Source organism: Actinoplanes sp. NPDC000266 (genome assembly GCF_042899005.1).
Lineage (GTDB): Bacteria > Actinomycetota > Actinomycetes > Mycobacteriales > Micromonosporaceae > Actinoplanes.
On record NZ_JBIAZI010000001.1, the window covers coordinates 1 to 19,703 of the forward strand.

Consider the following 19,703-nt stretch of genomic DNA (forward strand, 5'->3'; position numbering starts at 1 on the left):
AGGATGACGGCGAGGGTGCCGCCGAGCAGGTGGCCGGAGACGCCGGGCAGGACCTGGAAGTTCAGCATCTGCACCGCGAAGATGAACGCCGCGACAAGGCCGGCCATGGGGGCCAGGCGGTCGTCCAGGTCGGCGCGGGCCTTGGAGACACAGGCGGCCAGGGCCGCCACTGAGATCACTACGAAAATCGCCGAAACGGGACCGCTGATGATCCCGTTGGCGATGTGCATCGCCACTACTTCCATCGACGCCTCCCCGGGCATATGGAGGTGGTTCGGCGCACGGCCGCCGGTGGATGTGCCGGGTCACGTCAGGAGGCTTCTTGCCATAACTTTGCAACTACTGCATCATGGGCACAAGGCGGGTGACACTTGGCCGTGACCCTCCCGCTCAGGCGTGGCGATGCTGTCGACTTCGTTCCGCTGGCTGCGAATGCGAGAAGGCGTCCCGGGGCCGCGATGATCCACGCTCTGCCCGGGGCGCCTTTCGTGTGTGACGGGGCTATCTGTTCATCTGTCCGCTGTTGATCATCTTCTTGGATTGCTGCACATTGTTGGCAACAACCAAGACTTGGAGGTCAGGGTGTCGACCGCTGTGGCGGAGGTGTTCGTGGCCCAGCGGCGCCGCACGGCCTTGTGGGTGGTGGGCCTGGTCGCCGGGCTGATAGCTACGGGGGTGATCGCGGTCGGCACCGGCGCGATCGCGATCGGCCCGGCGACCGTCGCCCAGATCCTGGGCCACAAGATGTTCGGACTGCCCTCCGAGGTGAGCTGGACGCCGCCGCAGGAGGCCATCGTCTGGCAGGTGCGGCTTCCCCGCGTCCTGCTCGGGATGCTGGTCGGCGCGGGCCTCGCCGTCTGCGGCGTCGCGCTGCAGGCGATGGTGCGCAACGTGCTCGCCGACCCCTACCTGCTGGGCATCAACTCGGGCGCCTCCAGCGGCGCCGCGGCGGCCATCCTCTTCGGGGTCGGTGCGGGCTTCGGCCAGTACGCCCTGTCGGCCAGCGCCTTCCTGGGCGCGCTGGCGGCATCGCTGCTCGTCTTCCTGATCGCCCGCAGCGGCGGCCGGATCACCTCGATGCGCCTGCTGCTGTCGGGCGTCGCCGTCGGCTATGCGCTCTACGCCCTGACCAGCTTCCTGATCTTCGCGTCCGGTTCGGCCGAGGGTTCCCGCTCGGTGATGTTCTGGCTGCTCGGCTCCCTGGGCCTGGCCCGCTGGGACGCGCTGCTGGCGGTGGCCGCGATCGTCATCGGCGGCACCATCGCCTATCTGACCGTCGGGGGCCGCCGGCTCGACGCCCTCGCCGTCGGTGACGAGACCGCGCACACGCTCGGTATCTCGCCCGACCGGTTCCGCTTGCGGCTGCTGGTCATCGTCTCGCTCTGCGTCGGGGTGCTGGTCTCCGCCTCCGGCAGCATCGGCTTCGTCGGCCTGGTCGTGCCGCACCTCGCCCGCCGGATCGTGGGCGCGACGCACACCCGGGTGGTGCCGGTGGCCGCGCTGCTCGGCGCGATCCTGCTGGTCTGGGCCGACGTGGTCGCCCGCGTCCTGCTCGCCCCGCAGGAGATCCCGATCGGCATCATCACCGCCCTGCTCGGCGCCCCGTTCCTGTTGATCCTCATCCGCCGCCTGCACGCCACTGGAGTCTGACCATGAAGAAACTCGCCGCCACGCTCGTCATCACCACCCTCGCGTTGACGGGGTGTGGCGCCGCCGCCGCCGACGACAAGGAGGCCGCGAGCGGGGGCAACTATCCGCTCACGGTCAAGAACTGCGGCGCCGATGTGAAGTTCGACAAGGCGCCGGAGCGCACGGTGCTGCTCAAGAGCGCGGCGGTGCCCTACCTGCACGACCTGGGCGTGCTGGACCGGGTCACCGCCCGCGCCGGGCAGTACCCGAAGGAGTACTACGACGCCGAGACCCTGGCCGAGCTGGACAAGATCCCGCTGCTGACCGACAAGACCGACACCTCCGGTCACCTCCAGATCAGCAAGGAGGTCGTGATCAGCCAGCAGCCCGACCTGGTCTTCGGGCAGGTCGACAACCTCTCCCGTGACACCCTGTCCGCGGTGGACATTCCACTGCTGGAAGAGCCGGCCATGTGCGAGGGCACCACCGCGGTGCCCACCTTCGACGACATCTACAAGCAGCTGGAGACGTACGGCGAAGTCTTCGATCGTCAGGAGCAGGCGGCCACCGCCGTCACGGCCCTCAAGGAGCGCTTCGCCAATATCAAAGGCACAGGCGCCGGTCGTACGGCCGCGGTGCTCTACCCGACCGTCGGCGGTGGCGTGACATACGCGTACGGCAGCACCAGCATGGCCCATCCGCAGCTGGAGGCGGCCGGCTTCAAGAACGTGTTCGGCGACTCGAAGGAGCGCGTCTTCGAGGTCACCCTCGAAGAATTGCTGGGCCGCAACCCGGAGGTGCTGATCCTGCTCTACAGCGACGGCGACCCGGCCGCGGTGGAAAAGGCGATCACCGGGCTGCCGGGCGCTTCCGATCTGAAAGCGGTGCGGGGCGGCAACGTGATGACGCAGCTGTTCAACTTCACCGAGCCGCCGTCGCCGCTGTCGGTCGACGGCCTCGAGAAGATCGTGCAGCGCTTCAAATGATCTCGGCCTCCGGTGTGTCGTGGCGGTACGGCGCCACCCCGGTCATCGACGGCGTCGACGTGGTCGCCCGGCCCGGGCGTGTCCTCGGGCTGATCGGCCCGAACGGCAGCGGCAAAACCACACTGCTTCGTCTGCTGTACGGCGCCTTGCGCAGCCCGGCCGGCTCGGTGACCGTCGACGGCGCCGCGCTCGGGTCGCTCTCGCCGCGCGAGGCGGCCCGGCGGCTGGCCGTGGTCGTGCAGGAATCGGGCGGGGAGACCGCGCTGACCGTGGCCGAGATGGTGCTGCTGGGCCGCGGCCCGCACCTGTCGACGTTCCAGCGCGCCGGCGCCGCCGACCACGAGGTGGCGGCCCGGGCGCTGGAACGGGTCGGCGCCACCCACCTGGCCGCGCGGGCCTTCGGCGGTCTGTCCGGGGGTGAACGGCAGCGGGTGCTGATCGCCCGGGCGCTGGCCCAGCAGGCCACGCACCTGCTGCTGGACGAGCCGACCAACCACCTCGACATCCGCTACCAGCACGAGATCCTGCACCTGGTCCGCGAGCTGGGCACCTGCTCGATCGTGGTGCTGCACGACCTGAACCTGGCCGCCCGCTACTGCGACGACCTGGTCCTGCTCGGCGACGGCGGCGTGGTCGCGGCCGGCCCGGCCGGCGAGGTGCTGGACCCGGCGATCCTCGAACCCGTCTACGGCATCGGCATCAAACGCCTCGACCTGGACGGAAACCTGCATTTGCTGTTCGAACTGGGAGCTCGCGTATGACCGCGCAGGACCGCATCAACGAGTACTGGACCGGCCGGGCGCCGGCGTACGACGAATACCAGCAGCGCCCGTCGCGGCTCGCGGCCGACACGGCGGCCTGGTCGGCCGTGTGGTCGGGCGCGCTGCCCTTCGACAGCGGCGACGTGCTCGACGTGGGCACCGGCAGCGGCCAGGTCGCCCGCGTCCTGGCCGGGCTCGGCCACCGGGTCACCGGCATCGACCTCTCCGAGGGCATGCTCGACGAGGCCCGCAAGCACGGCGGCCCCGTCGACTTCCGCCGCGGAGACGCCGTCGACCCGCCGTTCGCCCCCGCCTTCTTCGACGCCGTCGTCGGCCGCTACGTCATGTGGACGCTCCGGTCACCGGAATCGGCCGTGGCCAACTGGATCCGCCTGCTGCGCCCGGGCGGCACGGTCGCGGTGGTCGACAGCACGTGGTTCCCCGACGGCCTCGACAAGTCTTCCGAGACCTTCGCCGGCTTCTACGACGAGTCCGTACGGGCCGTCCTGCCCCTCGCCGCGTCACGCTCGATCGACGACACGGCCGCGGTCCTGACCCGGGCCGGCCTGGAGGACGTCACAGTCGCCCCGCTCGCCACGATCTACGAGCTCGACCAGCGCCACGGCGTGGCCGAGAACCACGAGCTCCAGTTGCAGTTCCTCATCACCGGCCGCACACCTCGTCGCTGACCAGGGCCGTCGCTGCCATCGGCGGGGGGACTTCAAGCCGCCATCGTGCCGGGTCGCTGGCCCGGCGGTCGCCGCGATGCGGACCGACTTCACCGACCTGGTGTCCCGCACGCTCGCGGTGACGATCTCCGGCCTGCTCGCCCGGCGTGACGACGCGCCGGTGGCCGCGGTCGCGCCGGAGCCGGCCGCTCTGCCCGGCCGGCGCAGTATGTAGGGCAGGATGCCACCGTGGTGATGGGAGTGGCGATTGCCGTCGGGGGAGGGCCGGGTGCTGGTGGTCGACGGCGGCGGCTCGGTGCACCGGGCGCTGATGGGCGACGTGATCGCCGGCCTGGCCGTGACCAACGGCTGGTCCGGCGTCATCATCCACGGCGCCGTGCGCGACGTCGCCGAGCTGAGGTCCCTGCCGCTGGGCGTGAAGGCGCTTGGATCCAACCCGCGCAAGAGCACGAAGACCGGCGCGGGCGAGCGTGACGTCCCGGTCGAGTTCGGCGGTTGCCGGTTCTCACCGGGCGCCAGGGTCGTCGCCGACGAGGACGGCATCGTGGCGCTATTGGGCTCCTAGAGCATGCTGAAGGTGTGCTCGATGTCGAACCGGCACGGGAACGCCGGCGTGCATGGATACACGAGCCGAGTCGCCGGGTAGGGCTGGGCCCTGCGGAAGGGCACCGGCCCGGGGCAACCCGCGCACGTCACAGATGTGAACTCGGGGCAAGACCACAACAGCCTTTATGCTGGCCGGGTGCTCGGGGACTCCGTACGGCTGCACGGCCGCGACAACGAGCTCCGCGAGCTGGACCGGCTCCGCGAGAGTGTGCGGGCCGGTCGTAGTGCCGCTCTGGTCATTCGCGGTGAGGCCGGTGTCGGGAAGACCGCTCTTCTGTCGTACGCGGCTCAGCGGGCCACCCCGGTTTTCCAGATCGCCCGGATCGCCGGCGTCGAGTCCGAGGCCGAGTTGGCGTACGCCGGCCTGCATCAGCTCTGTGTGCCCATGCTCGGTCGCCTCGATGCTCTTCCGGAGCCTCAGCAGGCGGCGCTCCGCGTCGCGTTCGGGATCACCGGCGGGGCCGCGCCCGATCGCTTTCTCGTCGGTCTCGCCACCCTCAGCCTGCTCGCCGAGGTGGCCGGGGCCAAGCCTCTGATGTGCCTGATCGACGATGTGCAGTGGCTGGACCGGGCCTCCAGCGACATCCTCGGTTTCGTCGCCCGCCGGCTGGCCGCCGAGTCGGTGGTCATGGTGTTCGCCGTCCGTGACCACGACGCCGGGGCGAGCGCGGGCGGGCTGAGCGGCCTGCCCGCGATGACCCTGGGCGGCATCCACGGTGAGGACGCCCGGGCTCTGCTGGCCACCGTCGTGCCGGGCCGGCTCGACCCGGGCATCTGCGAGCGCCTTGTCGACGAGACCGGCGGCAACCCGCTCGCCCTTCTGGAGCTGCCTCGCGGCATGAGCCCGGCCGAGCTCGCCGCCGGGTTCGGGCCGCCGGCCGCCGGCGGGGCCGCGGCGGACGTGGAGAGCCATTACGCCGTACGCCTGCGCTCGCTGCCCGAGGCCACGCAGCGGCTCATGCTGCTGGCCGCCTGCGACGGCGCCGGGGACGTCTCGGCCGTCTGGCGTGCCGCGGCCGGTCTCGGCATCGGGTTCGAGGCGGCCTGGCCCGAGGTGACCGACGGGCTGTTCGAGATCGGCGCCCAGGTGCGGTTCCGTCATCCCCTGGTCCGGTCGGCCGTGCACCGGTCGGCGTCGGTCGACGAGCGCCGGGCCGCGCATGCCGCGCTTGCCCGGGCCACCGACGCCACGACCGACCCGGACCGCCGGGCCTGGCACCTGGCCCAGGCCAGCGCCGGCCCCGACGAGGACGTCGCGGCCGAGCTCGAACGGAGCGCGGACCGGGCCCAGGCCCGGGGCGGATTCGCGGCGGCCGCCGCGTTGCTGGACCGCTCGGCCGATCTGACCCCCGAGCCCGCCGTGCGGTTCGAGCGCCGGCTGGCGGCCGTCCGGTCACATCTGCGGGCCGGCGCGTTCGACACGGCGCGGGCTCTGCTGGCGGCGGCCGAGTCCGAGGTGACCGACGATCTGGCCGGGGCGCGCGTCACGCTGCTGCGCGGGCAGGTGGCGTCGGCGTCCGACGCCGGCGGCGACGCGCCGCTGCAGCTGCTCGAGGCGGCCCGGCTCCTGGAACCGCTGGACACCGCGCTCTCCCGCCGCACCTATTCCGACGCCTGGGCCGCCGCGATGTTCGCCGGCCATCTCGCCAAGCCCGGTGGCGACCTGCTCGAGGTGTCCCAGGCGGCGCGGTCCGGTCCTCAGCCGGATGTTCCGCTCCGCCCGTTCGGCCGTATGTCGGAAGGGCTGTACGTCCTGGTCACCGACGGGCGGGTGGCGGCCGAGCCGATGCTCCGCGAGGCGCTCGGCGCCCTGCTCGCCGGCGACCTTCCCGACGAGAACTGGCTCCACTTCGCGGGCTCGGCCGCGACCGCGGCCGCGGCGTTGTGGGATCTGGAGAGTTGCGACGCGGTGCACAGCCGGCAGGTCGCGCTGGCCCGTGAGCTGGGCGCGCTCGCCGTGCTGCCCAGTCCGCTGAACGGGATGGCCATGGTCGCCACGTGGCGCGGCGACCTCGAGGCGGCGGCCCGGCTGACCGCCGAGCACGACGCGGTCAAGGAGGCGACCGGCACCAGGATCGCGCCGTACGGGGCCATGCTGCTCGCCGGATATCGGGGACAGCTGAAGGAGGCGTCCGCGCTCATCGCGGCCAGCACGGAAGACTCGATCAGCCGGGGCGAAGGGCTGGGCGTGGACCACGCGCGGTGGTGCACCGCGATCCTGAACAACGGCCTGGGCCGATACGCGGAGGCGATGGCCGCCGCTCATCCCGCCGACCCGAAGGCGCCCGGGCTGCTCATGTCCACCTGGATGCTGCCCGAGCGCATCGAGGCGGCGGTCCGCTGCGGACAGCGGGACGTGGCCGTCGCGGCCTGGGCCGAGTTCGAGTCCACCGCGAACCCCGGTGAGCACGGCTGGGGCCGGGGCATCGCGGCACGGTCGCAGGCCATGGTCAGCGACGGCGACGTGGCGGACGGTCTCTTCCGGGAGGCCATCGACGAGCTGGGCCGGGCCGGGGTGCGCGGCGAGCTGGCCCGGGCGGAGCTGCTGTACGGCGAGTGGCTGCACCGCGAGAACCGGCGCGACGAGGCCCGGGAGCACCTGCGGACGGCGCACGACATGTTCGTGGCGATGTCGGCCGACGGTTTCGCCGAGCGGGCACGGCGGGAGCTTCTCCAGACCGGGGAGCACGTACGTCGCGGCCAGGCCGACCCCCGTGCGGCGTTGACGGCTCAGGAGTTGCACATCGCGCGTCTCGCCCGGGACGGGCGCACCAATCCCGAGATCGCGAGCGAGCTCTACATCAGCGCGCGCACGGTGGAATGGCACCTGCGCAAGGTGTTCGTCAAGCTGGGGATCACCTCTCGGCAGGGGCTCAAGGACGCGTTGCCGAGCCGGGGACCGGCGGTGTGAAGACTCGAGTCCCGGCCGTTCTGCTTGTCCTGCTGGCCACCACCCTGCCCTGGATCGCCGGATGTGGCGGTTCCGGCGAGAGCGGCGCCGTCTCCTTCGGAGGCGTCCGCGACCAGGGCGCGACCGGATACGCGGCGGCCGAGGTGGAGGGCTTCTACGCCCAGGAGGGGCTCACGTTCTCGCCGACCTGGGCCACGTCCGGGACGGTGATCCTGCAGGGACTGGTGGGCGGGGATTTCGACGTGGCCAGCCTCGGCCCGGCGCAGCTCTACGGCGCCATCCGCAACGGGGCCTGCGCCCGGGTGCTCCGCCCGACGCAGGGCGCGGGCTACGGGGTGATCGCGCAGCCCGGCCTCCACCTCGACGCCACCCGGCCCTTCCCCGGCGTCCTCACCCAGCTGCGCGGCCGGACGGTCGGCGTCCCCGTTCGCGGCGCCGCTCAGGAGCTCGTGCTCCGGTCGTTGCTGGCCGACGCCGGGCTGAACCCGGACACCGACGTCACGTGGGTGGCCATCGGTGGTGGCGCGGCCGCCGCCGCCGCCTTCGCCTCCGGGAAGGTGGAGGTGGCGATGTCGTACTCGCTGCTCGAGACGAACCTCGCGGCCACCGGCACCGCCTTCGACAAGCTGGTCGATCTCGCCGGCCCGGACACGCCGCTGGGCGCGTTCTGGCAGTCGGTCGCCGTCGCCAACTGCGACTGGGCCGACGACCATCCCGAGACGGTGAGGAAGTTCTGCCACGCGCTCAACCAGGGCTTCACGGCGCTCGAGCGGGAGCCGGGCGCGGGGCCGCGGGCCTTCGCCTGGCTCGGCCTGGGATCGGACACCGGCCAGGCGAGGACCCTGTGGGAGAAGTACCGGTCACCGGTGGTGGACATTCCGCCGCTCGACGAGCAGAACTGGAATCATCAGGCGAAATTCGCCTCCGGCGGTACGTCACCTGACTTCTCGGAGTATGTGGTCGATGGCTGCGCGACGGCGTGACATCTGGTGGTGGCGCCTCGCGGTGCCGTTCATCGTGGTGGGGCTGTGGCAGCTCCTCCACCAGCTCGGCGTCACGAGTCGCGTCCTGCTGCCGAGCCCGTACGCCGTCTGGTCCTCCGGGCTGGACCTGCACAGCTCAGGAGTCCTGTGGCCGAACCTGTGGTCGACCACGAGCGCGGCCCTCGCGGCGCTCGCCCTGTCGGCCGTGGTCGGCGTCCCGGCCGGGATCCTGCTCGGGATGCTGCCGCGGACCTGGGCTGTGCTGGCGCCGTACCTCAACGCGGTCAACAGCATGCCCCGCATCGCCCTCGCCCCGGTGTTCCTCGTCGCGCTGGGCATCGGGCAGGGTTCCAAGATCGCTCTCGGGTTCAGCATCGCCGTCTTCGTGTTCCTGATGAACGCGCGCATCGGCGTGCTCAGCGCCGACGAGGACCACCTGAGGATGTGCACCGCGCTGGGCGCGTCCCGGTTCCAGCTCTTCCGCAAGCTGTACGTTCCCGTCGCCGTACCGGCCATCTTCACCGCCCTGCGGCTCGGCATCGTCTTCGCGCTGCTCGGCGTGGTCGGCTCGGAGATCATCGCGTCCAAGGCGGGCGTGGGCCAGCTGATCACGACGTACTCGGCGACGCTGTCGATGGCCCCGGTCTACGCGCTCCTGATCATCCTCGCGGCCTTCACCTCGCTGCTCACCCTGCTCGCCGGAGCACTCGAGGCCGCATCGCTCCGATGGCAGCGTCCCGATCGCCGTCCGGGCCGGGCCCACAGCCGTACGAGCAAAGCAAGCGCCGCCCCCGCGAAAGCGCGCACGGGCCCGCAGCCGATCCGGATCCGCTCGGTCTCGGTGCGGTTCCCGGGTGAGGGGCCTGTGCTGGACGACCTCTCCATGGACATCCCCGGCGGGCAGTTCATCGCCATCGTCGGCGCCAGCGGCATCGGTAAGTCGACGCTGCTCAACGTCGTCTCGGGACTCGTACCGGTCTCGTCGGGAGAGGTCACCGTGTTCGGCCGCCCGCCGCGGGCCGGGCGTACGGACGTCGGCTACATGTTCGCGCGGGACGCGCTCCTGCCCTGGCGCACCGCGCGCCGCAACGTGGAGCTGGGCCTGGAACTGCAGGGGAGCGCGCCCCCGGCCCGGCGGGAGCGCGCCCTGCAGATGCTCGACCTGGTACGGCTGTCCGGAGCCGAGGAGAAATATCCGTCCCAGCTCTCGCAGGGCATGCGCCAGCGGGTGGCGCTGGCCCGGACCCTGGCCTCCGACCCCGAGCTGCTGCTGATGGACGAGCCGTTCGCCGCGCTGGACGCCCTGACGCGCTCGTCCCTGCGCGACATGCTGCTCGAGATCTGGGACGGCGAGGCGTACCGCAAAACCGTCCTTTTCGTGACCCACGACCTCGCCGAAGCCCTGGTCCTGGCCGACCGGGTCATCACCCTCGCCGACGGCGGTGTCCGCACCGACGTGGAGGTGCCGTACGGGCGCCCGCGCGACCAACGGGCCCTGATGGCCCGGGCCGACTACCGCGCCCTGTACGACCGCCTCCAGGCCGACCTCTGAGCCGGCTACGCCGGCACGCTCAGCCGCCGCTCGAGCAGAACCTGCCCGGTGACGTCGTAGGCGTACTTGATCACCTTCACCGGCCGCCCGGCCAGGTCCAGGATCGGGTTGTAGCTGGACTGGATCCAGACGTCCCGGCCGTCCTTGCCGTGCCGGTGGAAACGGCCGGAGCTGAACTCGCCGCCCCGCAGCCGCGCCCAGAACTCCCGGTTCTCGTCGGAGGCGGCGTACTCCGGGGTGCAGAACATGCTGTGGTGCCGGCCGGCGATCTCCTCCAGCGTGTAGCCGATGGTGTTCAGGAAATTGTCGTTCGCGGTGAGGATCCGGCCGTCCAGGTCGAACTCGATCACCGCCTGCGAGCGGTCGATCGCCGCCAGCCGCCCGGCCAGCTCGACGCTGCGCAGTTTCTCGGCCGTGACGTCGCTGGCGAACTTGACCACCTTCCACGGCTTGCCGTCGAGGCCGAAGATCGGGTTGTACGTCGCCTGGAGCCAGAGGTCCCGTCCGCCCTTGCCGTAGCGGTGGAACTCCCCGGAGACGAACTCGCCGTTCCGCAGCCGCCGCCAGAAGTCCGCGTACTCGGCCGAGTCCGCCGTCTCGTCCGACACGAACATGCGGTGGTGCCGGCCGATCACCTCGGACGGCTCATAGCCGACCGCGGCGAGGAAGTTCTCGTTGGCGCTGAGGACGTGGCCGTCCAGGTCGAACTCGATCACCGCCTGGGACCGGTTGATCGCGGCGACCTTGCCCTCGAACTCGGCGTTGGCCAGCTTCGAGGCGGTCACGTCGACCGCGAACTTGACCACCTTCCAGGGCTTGCCGTCGACGTCCAGGATCGGGTTGTAGACGGCCTGCAGCCACACTTCGCGCCCGCCCTGGCCGATCCGGCAGAATTCGCCGGAGACGAACTCGCCGGCGACCAGCTGCCGCCAGAATTCCTGGTACGCCTGTGACTGCGCCTCCGCCGCGGAGACGAACATCCGGTGATGCCGCCCGACGACCTCGTCCCGCGAATATCCGACCAGGTCGAGGAAGTTCTGGTTGGCGTCCAGGATGTGGCCGTCGAGGCCGAACTCGATGACCGCCTGCGACCGCGAGATCGCCTGGATCTTGCCCTGCGCGTCGGCCGCGGCCCGCTTGCCCACGGTGACGTCGAGAGCGTGCTCGATCACCTTGACGACCTGGCCGGCGGCGTTCTTCACGGGCACCCAGCTGGAGCGGATCCACCGGTCGCGGCCGGCCGGCCAGAGCAGCCGGAACTCACCGGTGAGGTCACGGCCGGACGCCAGCCGCTCCCACAGCGAGACGTACTCGGCCGACGCGGCCATCTCCGGGGAGACGAACGAGCGGTGGTCGGCGCCCACGACCGCGGCCGGCTCGAGACCCACCAGCTCGGCGAAGGCGTCGTTGGCCCGCAGCACGAGGCCGTCCGGGCTGTACTCGGCCGTGGCCGACCCGCGCCCGTACGCCTCGACCTGGCTCCTGAGATCGGCCAGGAGCTCGTCCATGTCCCTCGTGGTAGCCGTCTGATCCGACAAGTCGATGTCCTCCCGCTCGCAGCAGTGTTGCCAACCCAGCACCCGAGCAGATCGGTCACGCACCGGCCAACCTGCAGCTTCTTATCCAAAGAACCGCTGGCCCGACGTCCTGTCCCACGCCCTCGACGAGATCTTCGATCTCGAAACCCTGATGATCGTCAGACGGCGCTCCAGCCGCCGTCGACGGGCAGGACGACGCCGGTGATGGTGCTGGCGGCGTCCGAGGCCAGGAAAGTGATGGCGGCGGCGACCGTGTCGGCCTCGGCCAGGCCGCCCATGTTGCGCTGGTAGCTCGCCACCGCCGTGAGCCCGGTGGTCGGCGGTGCGCTGAGGATGGCCTCGGGGTCGCCGACCATGTTGGTGCGGGTGGCTCCGGGGGCGATCGCGTTCACCCGGATGCCGGCCTCGCGGTACATGATCGCGGTGGACAGCGTGAGTCCCACGATGCCGTGCTTGGAGACGGTGTAGGCGGTTCCGGAGGCGCGACTACCTTGCCGCCGCGCGCCGCGATCTGCAGCGCCGCCTCGCGGCCGATGCCCGAACCGGCGCCCGTGACGACCGCTGTCTTGGTTGAGAAGTCTCCTGTGTTCATGACTCTGACGCTACGTCGGAGATAAGCCTCCTGAACAGGTCTAACAAACACTGTCGTTTAGATGTACGGTCGAGACATGACCACCGAAGGGCACGAGCCGGACGTCCGGCGGGCCGAGCGCGCGACGAACCGCGACCCCCGCTCGGTGCGCACCCGGAGCCGCCTCGTCACCGCCATGCGGGAAGCCGTCGAGGAACCCGGGGCCGAGCTGTCGGTGTCGGCGATCGCCGCCCGGGCCCGGGTGAACCGGGGATCCTTCTACGCCCACTTCGCCGGGGTCGAGGACCTCGCCGTCGAAGCGCTGACCGATGTCTTCCTGGCCGTCGCGTCCCTGGACGCGGCCGCCCGCCGCGACCACACTGAGCCGGCCCGCGAGACCAGCCGGCGGTCGCTGGTCGAGGTCGTCGAGTTCATCGGCGCCCGCGGCGACATCTACCGGCCGCTGCTCGGTGAGGGCCGCAACGCGTTCTACGCGGCGATCGAGGACGCGTTCACCGAACGCACGCTCGACACGCTGCGCCGCCTGCCCGGCCTGCCGCCGGGCACCGACATCGAGACCACCGCGCGGTTCGTGGCCGCGGGGTCGGTCGGCGTCATCGCCTGGTGGCTGCGCGATCCCGGCCGGTGCAGCGCCGAGCGGCTGGGGCTCCGGCTCGCCGAGGTCCTTCCGCCCTGGTTCACCACCGACCCCGCAACGAGGAGCACACCATGGGAAAGCTGACCGGCAAGGTCGCCGTCATCACGGGCGCCGCCAGCGGCATGGGCGTCGAGCACGCCCGCCTGTTCATCGAGGAAGGGGCCAAGGTCGCCCTCACCGACATCCTGGAGGAGCAAGGCCGGGCGCTGGCCGGCGAGCTCGGCGACAACGCCCTCTTCCTGCGCCACGACGTCACCGACCCGGACGCCTGGTCTTCGGTCGTCGAGGCCACCACCAGCGCCTTCGGGCCGGTCACCGTGCTCGTCAACAACGCGGGGTACGCCGGACCGGCGGCCGGTGTCGCGGACATGACCCCCGGCGACTACCTCAAGACCATCGCCATCGACCAGCACGGCGTCTTCTACGGCATGCGTGCCGTCATTCCCGGCATGCTCGCCGCCGGTGGCGGCTCGATCGTCAACATCTCGTCCGTAGCCGGCTTCGTCCACCAGATCAACGTGCCCAACCCGGCCTACACGGCGGCGAAGTTCGCCGTACGTGGTCTCACCAAGGCCGCCGCCGTCCAGTACGGGCCGCGCGGCATCCGCGTCAACTCGGTGCACCCCGGCGGTGTGCTCACCCCGATGCTCGCCGGCACCCTCACCTCCGAGGAGATCAGCGCCGTCGCCGCCGACGTCCCGCTGCGCCGGCTGGCCGATCCGCGTGAGGTCTCCCGCCTGGTCGCCTTCCTCGCCTCCGACGAGTCCTCCTACATCACCGGCGCCGAGCACCTGATCGACGGCGGCCAGACCGCCGACTGAATCAGGCGGCCGGCGCAGCACTGAACGACGCGGTTGTCACGGACGCTCCGGTCCCGTGGTCTGACAGCGATGACGTCCGCTGGATCTGGAGCACTCCCGTGACCGAAGCCGTACCCGCGCCCGCCGAGGGCATCCTCGTGACCCTGTTCATCACCGTGCGGGACGTGGCGCGGTCGCGCGACTTCTACACGCGCGTGCTCGGCGGCACGGTCGCCGTTCAGGAGAATCCCTGCATCGTCCGGCTGTCCAACTCGTGGATCATCATGAACCCGGGTGGGCCGCCCACGGTCGACAAGCCTGGCATCTCGGTCGTCGACTACGAGCCGGGGGAGACCACCTCGATCTTCCTCAACCTGCGGGTGGCCGACATCGCCGCCTGCTACCGGGACTGGACGGCCCGGGGCGCCACGTTCCTGACGCCGCCGGTCGATCGCGGGGCCGAGCTCCGGTGCTATCTGCGCGACCCGGACGGCTACCTGATCGAGGTCGGTCAGAGCACCGGCCTGCTCCGCGGTGAGCACGCCGCTCCCGGGCCGGTGGCCAAGGCGTCCTGACGTGTTACGTAGTCGCGGGGTGAGAGGCCGTGGAAGCGGGTGAAGGCGGAACTGAACGTCGGCAGGTGCGCGTAGCCGACGCGGCGGGCCACGGCGCTGGGCTTGGCGCCGGCGGCGAGCAGGTCGCGGGCTATGCGCATGCGGGCCGCGTAACGCCAGCGGGAGAAGCTCATGCCGGTCTGCTCGTGGAAGGCCCGGTGGATGTCGCTGGGCACGTCGAGCCCTGACCGGCCGGACGTGCCGATGCTGCGCAGGTAGTCGACGGCCGCCTCCCGGGCCCGGGCGTCGGTCGGCATCGGCACCGACAGCGCTCGCTGCGCGGCGACCTGATCGGCGAACAGGTCGAGGACGTGGCTGGGGTCGTAGTCGTCCGGGCGCACGGGAGTGCGGGCGCTGATCGAGCAGAACATCAGGTACGCGTCCCAGGCCGGCGAGAACGGGGCCTGCAACGGTTCGGTCAGCTGGAGGTCCCCGGTGCCGGCGTTCCCGAGCGGGAGCGAGATCGAGTTCTCGTGGACACCAAGGGTGTGTTCCGTGCCCGCGGGGATCCAGGTCGCGACGCCACGTTCCTGGTCGTAGCGGCGACCGCCGATGTCCAGATATCCGCTGCCGCGATACGTCCAGATGAGCACGTGGACGTTGTTCGTGTGTGACGGCGTGCGGACCGCGGGCAGCAGGTCGGGCGCGGCCGTGGTGTCCTTCGCGCGCATCATGCGGATCAGGTCGTCGGCCTGTGTCGCCCCGCTCGCGACGGGCCGGGCGGCGAAGTCACGGCTGAACTCGTGCGGGGTCAGCCCGTACTGCTGCTTGAACGCTCGGGTGAATCCGTTGCGGCTGGCGAAGCCGACCCGCGCGGCGACCTGGTCGACCTCGTATCCGGAGACCAGGAATTCGACCGCCGCGTTCAATCGGCAGCGCACCCGCCACTGTTCGAAGCTCAGCCCGGTGTCGGCCCGGAAGTCGCGGAGCAGGGTGCGCGGGCTGGACAGCACCCGTGTCGCCCATTCGGCGACGGTGAGGTCGAGCGCGGGATTTCGCAGCATCTCGCCGGCCACTTCCCGGGCCGCGCCGGATCTTGGCATGACCGGCGGGTCGACCTCGCGCATCCGGGTGTCCCCGCTCAGCGCGGGCGGTCGCCGGCCGGAGCCGCGGAGCAGGTCGCCGAGCGCGTCCTGAGAGTATCCGTGGCCGGCCAGCGGTGTGACCATGAGGTTGAAGTGCTGGATCAGCCAGTCCTGCCAGCCGTCGGGAATCGTGAACCGCCTCGGCTCCGACAGGGCCCCGGCCGCGATGCCCGGATGGGTCAGCAACGGGAAGACGACCGTCCCGGGTTCGGTGACGACCGTCCATTGGTCGCCGCCGCGGGCCGGGATCCAGACGCCCTCGCCTTCGGCGAGCCGGAACTCCGGGCTGTCGCCCATCTGGACGCGCGCCGAGCCCGTACGGACCCAGAGCAGGAGATGCTCGGGCTGGTCCCACGAGCCGCTCGACCGCACCCGGGGAATCGGCGGTGCTGGATCCACTGCCACCCTGCCCTAACTATATGGCGATCTGCGCACACCGTAAGAGGTAAGCCTATCCTAACGTTAGGTCCATGCCGAAGACCTCACGCCGGATCACCGTGCATCCCCTGACCTTGCGAGAGGTCGAGATCGTCCAGGTGGCGGACCTGACTCCGGGGATGCGGCGGATCACGCTGGCCGGTCCGCAGCTGGCTGAGTTCACCTCGGCCAACGGCTTCGCTCAGCCGGCGTTCGACTCGACGGGCTTCGACGACGACATCCGGCTCGTGTTCCCCTATCCCGGTCAGGCCGAGCCGGTGCTGCCGGTGCAGAAGGAGACGGGCCTCGACCTGCCGCGGGACCCCCGGCCGCTGTCGAGGATCTACACCGTGCGCCGCTGGGACCCCGAAGCGGGGGAGCTGGACATCGACGTCGTCCGGCACGGCATCGGCGTGGGCACCACCTGGGCGTTCCGCGCCCAGGTGGGGGATCGCATCCACTTCTTCGGCCCGGGCTCGTCCCGGGCGCTGCCGCACGACGCGGACTGGCTGCTGGTCGCCGGTGACGACACCACCATCCCCGCGATCGCCCGCCTGCTCGAAGAGCTGCCCGAGGACACCAGGGCCCAGGTGTTCATCGAGATCGCGGGAGACGAGTACCGCCAGAAGCTGCGTGAGCTGCCGGGCGTCGAGGTGACCTGGCTCGTCCGCGACGGCGGCCTCGTGGACGCGGTCAGGAACTGCGCCTGGTGGGACGGCCGGCCGTTCGCCTGGATCGCCGGGGAGCAGGCGACCGTACGGGACATCCGGCGCCATCTCGTCGAGGACCGGGGCATGCCGAAGGAGGACATCGACTTCGCCGGGTACTGGCGGCGCGGCGAGGTCGTCGCCCTGGAGGACGACGCCGCGGTGCCGGACCCCGAGAAGACGAGAACCCCGTTCGAGAAGCTGCACGACCTGGCCGAGCTGATCGCCCCGATCGCGCTGCGCACCTCCGTCGAGCTCGGTGTGCCCGAGCTGATCTCCCGAGGCGTCACCGGCGTCGCCGACCTGGCCGTCAAGACCGGCACCGACGAGCGCGCGCTGGGCAAGCTGCTGCGCTACCTGCACACCCTGGACGTGCTGACCGAGACCGAGCCGAACCACTACGGTCTGACGACGGTCGGTGAGGTCCTGACCGTCGAGTTCGTGGCCAACTCGCTCCACCCGGCCGGGGTGACCGGACGCGAGATGCTCGGCATCCACGGGCTCACCGAGTCGATCCGCACCGGCCGGGCCTCGTACGCCTCGGTCACCGGGCAGACCTTCGCCGAGGTGCGCGCCGAACAGGACTACGAGGACCGCTATCTGGAACGCCTGGCGCTGTTCCAGGCAACGCTGGCCGAGCCGATCGCCCGGTCCGGCCTGCTCGCCGGGGTCCGGCACATGGTGCTCCACTCCGGCGGCGCGGGCGCGCAGGCCCGCGAGTTCGTCGCCGCCCACCCCGACCTGCGCGTGACGATCTGCGCGTTGCCCGCCCAAGCCGACTGGCTGCGCCGCGACCTGCCCGACACCATCCCCGACGAGCAGCAGCGCGCGCGGGTCGGCGTGGCCGAACAGTCCGTCTTCGAGCCCAGCCCCGCGGCCGAGGTCGTGTTCGTCATCCGCGCCTTCAAGAACCTGCCCGACGCCGACGCCGCTCACGCCCTGCGCCGAGCGGCCGAGAACCTCCTCCCCGGCGGCCGGGTCCTGCTGGTCGAAGACCTCTTCGACACCGACGACCTCGACGAGCACGACGGCGAGGCGGACCTGCTCGGCCTCACCGTGCACGGCTCCGGCCTGCGGACCGCGGCCGAGCTCGACGCCGTCATCGCGCGGGCCGGGCTGACACGCCACGCCACGCACACCGTCGGCTGGGGCACCACCGTCCACGAACTCGTACCTACGACGAAGAGAAGAACAGAGCCATGACCATGACACCCTTGCGACGACGCGGCGCGGCCCTGACCGCCGCCCTGCTGAGTGCCGCCATCGTCCTTTCCGCCTGCGGCAGCAACGACAGCCCTGAGCCCAGCACCACCACGAATGAGAAGCGCACCGTCACGGCCGGCAACGGCCCGGTCGAGGTTCCCGCCGCCCCGCAGCGGGTCGTCACGATCGGCAACACGACGCTTCCGCTGATCGACATGGGTGGCAAGCCGGTGGGCGTAACCGAGGTGAGCGCCTCCGAGCTCGGTCTCATCCCCGGCGAACAGAAGGCCACGTACGAGGCGGCCACGGTCCTCGGCTCCAGCGGTGACCAGGTCGACATGGAGAAGCTCGCCGGCCTGAAGCCGGACCTGATCCTGGCCCAGCTGCCCGACAAGGAGTTCGAGCAGATCAAGAAGCAACTGGAATCGGTCGCCCCGACGGTCTTCTGGGGGCTCGACGTCGAGTGGAAGGCCCTCGCCGCCGGACTCGCGGAGGCCGGCAACGTCACCGACGGGCTCGGCGGGCAGAAGGCGGAGTTCGACAAGAAGATCGCCAAGATCAAGGAGACGTACGGCGAAGTCATCGAAAGCACTTCGTTCGTCAACGTCGACCGTTGGGAGAGCTCCGATCCCGGAACCTTCTCCGTCGCGGACTTCGGTTGCGTCGAGATCGCCCAGGGCGACCTCGGTATGGACTTCCCCAAGGCGGCCGCCGGCGAGGACCCCCTGGGCTGGACCTCCCTGCCCTTCGAGCAGATTTCGGGGCTTTCCAAGTACGACGTGATCACCTATCCGGTCGACGCCGAGGGCCGGGCGACGAAGCCCTTCGCTCCGGTGGTCGAGACCAACACCTGGAAAGCGCTGCCGGCCGTTACCTCCGGTCGTGCGCTCGGAGTCTTCTGTCCCGGAAACAACTCGTACGGGCCCGTCCTGAAGTACCTGGACTCGCTCGACAGCGCACTGGCGAAACTCCCCGCCAAGCAGTGACGACCCTCGCCCTCGGCTCGCGTCGCCGCCTGATCGGCCCGATCGTCGCTCTGCTGGTGCTGGCTGTCCTGCTGGTGCTGAGCGTGATGATCGGGTCGACGGCGATCGCGCCGTCAGTGGTGTGGGACTCGCTGTTCCACTCGTCGGCCGACATCGGCCAGTTCGCGATCCGCGACTTCCGGCTGCCGCGCACGATCGTGGGCCTGGTCGCCGGCGTCGCGCTCGGCCTGTCGGGCGCGCTGATCCAGGCGCTCACCCGCAACCCCCTGGCCGACCCGGGCGTTCTCGGCGTCCACGCCGGCGCGTCCTTCGCGGTGACGGTCGCCGTGGGCCTGCTCGGCGTCCGCGACGTCCAGGGCTACATGTGGTTCGCCTTCGGCGGGGCGCTGATCGTCACGCTCATGGTGCTCGCCCTCGGTTCGACCCGGCAGGGTCAGTCGCCGGTGGTCATGGTGCTGGCCGGGGTCTGCGTCGGCGCGGTGCTCGGCGGCGCCCGGGAGGCGCTGCAACTGACCAACCCGGACGCCTTCGACGCGATGCGGTCCTGGAACGCCGGCTCGATCGTGGGCCGCCCGCTGGACGTGGTGTGGCCGATCCTGCCGTTCTTCGCGGTGGCCATCGTCCTGGCCTTCGCGGTGTCGGGTTCGCTCAACGCCATGGCGCTGGGTGACGAGGTCGCGGTCGCCCAGGGAGTCCGGCTGGTGCGGACCCGCGTGCTCTCGGTGATCGCACTCACCCTGCTCGCCGGTGGCGCCACCGCGATCGCCGGCCCTATCGCCTTCGTCGGGCTCATGGTCCCGCACATCGCGCGCTGGATCGCCGGCCCGCACCAGCGCTGGATCTTCGCCTACAGCGTGCTGCTCGCCCCGAGCCTGCTGCTGGCCTCCGACATCCTCGGCCGCGTCCTCATGCGGCCCGGCGAGATCCCGGTGGGCATCGTCACCGCCTTCGTCGGCGCCCCCGTCCTCATCGTGCTGGCGCGGCGGAAGAAGGCGAGCGGGCTTTGA

At 71.0% G+C, this 19,703-nt stretch carries 19 protein-coding genes; 15 read left to right on the forward strand and 4 right to left on the reverse strand.

Annotated elements, in window-relative coordinates; genetic code table 11:
- Positions 1 to 245 (reverse strand): energy-coupling factor ABC transporter permease (locus tag ACFY36_RS00005; RefSeq protein ID WP_499743628.1); only part of this gene is annotated, 245 nt, incomplete at its 3' end.
- Positions 246 to 582: 337 nt separating this feature from the next.
- On the opposite strand from ACFY36_RS00005, the gene ACFY36_RS00010 reads away from it, so the two are divergent.
- From ACFY36_RS00010 to ACFY36_RS00050, 9 genes are all read left to right on the forward strand, one after another.
- A complete protein-coding gene (locus ACFY36_RS00010; RefSeq protein WP_499743629.1) occupies positions 583 to 1,650 on the forward strand; it encodes a FecCD family ABC transporter permease in 1,068 nt (355 codons plus the stop codon).
- A gap of 2 nt (positions 1,651 to 1,652) precedes the next feature.
- Positions 1,653 to 2,615, forward strand: coding sequence for an ABC transporter substrate-binding protein (locus tag ACFY36_RS00015; RefSeq protein ID WP_499743630.1), 963 nt, complete (start codon positions 1,653 to 1,655; stop codon positions 2,613 to 2,615).
- Entirely contained in the window at positions 2,612 to 3,376 is a 765-nt protein-coding gene (locus tag ACFY36_RS00020; protein WP_499743631.1) for an ABC transporter ATP-binding protein, read from the forward strand. The genes ACFY36_RS00015 and ACFY36_RS00020 overlap by 4 nt, the downstream gene beginning before the upstream one ends.
- Complete coding sequence (locus tag ACFY36_RS00025; protein WP_499743632.1) at positions 3,373 to 4,065, forward strand: class I SAM-dependent methyltransferase; 693 nt, start codon at positions 3,373 to 3,375, stop codon at positions 4,063 to 4,065. Before ACFY36_RS00020 ends, ACFY36_RS00025 begins: the two co-directional genes overlap by 4 nt.
- Before the next feature lie 76 nt (positions 4,066 to 4,141).
- A complete protein-coding gene (locus ACFY36_RS00030; RefSeq protein WP_499743633.1) occupies positions 4,142 to 4,279 on the forward strand; it encodes a hypothetical protein in 138 nt (45 codons plus the stop codon).
- Positions 4,280 to 4,312: 33 nt separating this feature from the next.
- On the forward strand, positions 4,313 to 4,630 hold the full coding sequence (rraA, locus tag ACFY36_RS00035) for a ribonuclease E activity regulator RraA (RefSeq protein WP_499743634.1): 318 nt from the start codon (positions 4,313 to 4,315) through the stop codon (positions 4,628 to 4,630).
- Positions 4,631 to 4,807: 177 nt separating this feature from the next.
- Positions 4,808 to 7,582 carry an ATP-binding protein gene (locus tag ACFY36_RS00040; RefSeq protein ID WP_499743635.1) on the forward strand — a complete coding sequence of 925 codons (2,775 nt, stop codon included), beginning with the start codon at positions 4,808 to 4,810 and terminating at the stop codon, positions 7,580 to 7,582.
- Complete coding sequence (locus ACFY36_RS00045) at positions 7,579 to 8,565, forward strand: ABC transporter substrate-binding protein (RefSeq protein ID WP_499743636.1); 987 nt, start codon at positions 7,579 to 7,581, stop codon at positions 8,563 to 8,565. The genes ACFY36_RS00040 and ACFY36_RS00045 overlap by 4 nt, the downstream gene beginning before the upstream one ends.
- Entirely contained in the window at positions 8,546 to 10,117 is a 1,572-nt protein-coding gene (locus ACFY36_RS00050) for an ATP-binding cassette domain-containing protein (protein WP_499743637.1), read from the forward strand. Before ACFY36_RS00045 ends, ACFY36_RS00050 begins: the two co-directional genes overlap by 20 nt.
- Positions 10,118 to 10,122: 5 nt before the next feature.
- On the opposite strand, the gene ACFY36_RS00055 is transcribed toward ACFY36_RS00050, so the two are convergent.
- Together ACFY36_RS00055 and ACFY36_RS00060 are read right to left on the reverse strand one after the other, a co-directional pair.
- Positions 10,123 to 11,625: a PAS domain-containing protein gene (locus tag ACFY36_RS00055; RefSeq protein WP_499743638.1), complete on the reverse strand. Its 1,503-nt coding sequence runs from the start codon at positions 11,623 to 11,625 to the stop codon at positions 10,123 to 10,125.
- 188 nt (positions 11,626 to 11,813) lie between these two features.
- Positions 11,814 to 12,098, reverse strand: a complete 285-nt coding sequence (locus tag ACFY36_RS00060; RefSeq protein WP_499743639.1) for an SDR family oxidoreductase — start codon at positions 12,096 to 12,098, stop codon at positions 11,814 to 11,816.
- 225 nt (positions 12,099 to 12,323) lie between these two features.
- Here ACFY36_RS00060 and ACFY36_RS00065 point away from each other — a divergent pair, with 225 nt between their 5' ends.
- The 3 genes from ACFY36_RS00065 to ACFY36_RS00075 all read left to right on the forward strand — a co-directional run bounded on the left by ACFY36_RS00065 (position 12,324) and on the right by ACFY36_RS00075 (position 14,259).
- Positions 12,324 to 12,968: a TetR/AcrR family transcriptional regulator gene (locus ACFY36_RS00065; RefSeq protein WP_499743640.1), complete on the forward strand. Its 645-nt coding sequence runs from the start codon at positions 12,324 to 12,326 to the stop codon at positions 12,966 to 12,968.
- Positions 12,956 to 13,705: a glucose 1-dehydrogenase gene (locus ACFY36_RS00070; RefSeq protein WP_499743641.1), complete on the forward strand. Its 750-nt coding sequence runs from the start codon at positions 12,956 to 12,958 to the stop codon at positions 13,703 to 13,705. Before ACFY36_RS00065 ends, ACFY36_RS00070 begins: the two co-directional genes overlap by 13 nt.
- A gap of 98 nt (positions 13,706 to 13,803) precedes the next feature.
- Positions 13,804 to 14,259 carry a VOC family protein gene (locus tag ACFY36_RS00075; protein ID WP_499743642.1) on the forward strand — a complete coding sequence of 152 codons (456 nt, stop codon included), beginning with the start codon at positions 13,804 to 13,806 and terminating at the stop codon, positions 14,257 to 14,259.
- Here the strand turns inward: ACFY36_RS00075 and ACFY36_RS00080 are convergent.
- On the reverse strand, positions 14,196 to 15,788 hold the full coding sequence (locus ACFY36_RS00080; RefSeq protein WP_499743643.1) for a helix-turn-helix transcriptional regulator: 1,593 nt from the start codon (positions 15,786 to 15,788) through the stop codon (positions 14,196 to 14,198). The two genes, ACFY36_RS00075 and ACFY36_RS00080, sit on opposite strands and share 64 nt — an antisense overlap.
- A 65-nt stretch (positions 15,789 to 15,853) precedes the next feature.
- Here ACFY36_RS00080 and ACFY36_RS00085 point away from each other — a divergent pair, with 65 nt between their 5' ends.
- Genes ACFY36_RS00085 through ACFY36_RS00095 form a run of 3 tightly spaced genes read left to right on the forward strand, consistent with a single transcriptional unit; the run spans position 15,854 to position 19,703 of the window.
- Positions 15,854 to 17,710: an SIP domain-containing protein gene (locus ACFY36_RS00085; RefSeq protein WP_499743644.1), complete on the forward strand. Its 1,857-nt coding sequence runs from the start codon at positions 15,854 to 15,856 to the stop codon at positions 17,708 to 17,710.
- Positions 17,707 to 18,696 (forward strand): ABC transporter substrate-binding protein, encoded by a 990-nt coding sequence (locus ACFY36_RS00090; protein WP_499743645.1) that lies wholly within the window; start codon positions 17,707 to 17,709, stop codon positions 18,694 to 18,696. Before ACFY36_RS00085 ends, ACFY36_RS00090 begins: the two co-directional genes overlap by 4 nt.
- On the forward strand, positions 18,693 to 19,703 hold the full coding sequence (locus ACFY36_RS00095; RefSeq protein ID WP_499743646.1) for a FecCD family ABC transporter permease: 1,011 nt from the start codon (positions 18,693 to 18,695) through the stop codon (positions 19,701 to 19,703). The genes ACFY36_RS00090 and ACFY36_RS00095 overlap by 4 nt, the downstream gene beginning before the upstream one ends.

Bases quoted from the DNA above. Each gene is read 5' to 3' on its own strand.
- ACFY36_RS00090 (WP_499743645.1), top strand. From the start codon at position 17,707: ATGACCATGACACCCTTGCGACGACGCGGCGCGGCCCTGACCGCCGCC.
- ACFY36_RS00020 (WP_499743631.1), top strand. From the start codon at position 2,612: ATGATCTCGGCCTCCGGTGTGTCGTGGCGGTACGGCGCCACCCCGGTC.
- ACFY36_RS00050 (WP_499743637.1), top strand. From the start codon at position 8,546: ATGGCTGCGCGACGGCGTGACATCTGGTGGTGGCGCCTCGCGGTGCCG.
- ACFY36_RS00085 (WP_499743644.1), top strand. From the start codon at position 15,854: ATGCCGAAGACCTCACGCCGGATCACCGTGCATCCCCTGACCTTGCGA.
- ACFY36_RS00015 (WP_499743630.1), top strand. From the start codon at position 1,653: ATGAAGAAACTCGCCGCCACGCTCGTCATCACCACCCTCGCGTTGACG.
- ACFY36_RS00065 (WP_499743640.1), top strand. From the start codon at position 12,324: ATGACCACCGAAGGGCACGAGCCGGACGTCCGGCGGGCCGAGCGCGCG.
- ACFY36_RS00030 (WP_499743633.1), top strand. From the start codon at position 4,142: ATGCGGACCGACTTCACCGACCTGGTGTCCCGCACGCTCGCGGTGACG.
- ACFY36_RS00055 (WP_499743638.1), bottom strand. From the start codon at position 11,625: ATGGACGAGCTCCTGGCCGATCTCAGGAGCCAGGTCGAGGCGTACGGG.
- ACFY36_RS00070 (WP_499743641.1), top strand. From the start codon at position 12,956: ATGGGAAAGCTGACCGGCAAGGTCGCCGTCATCACGGGCGCCGCCAGC.
- ACFY36_RS00025 (WP_499743632.1), top strand. From the start codon at position 3,373: ATGACCGCGCAGGACCGCATCAACGAGTACTGGACCGGCCGGGCGCCG.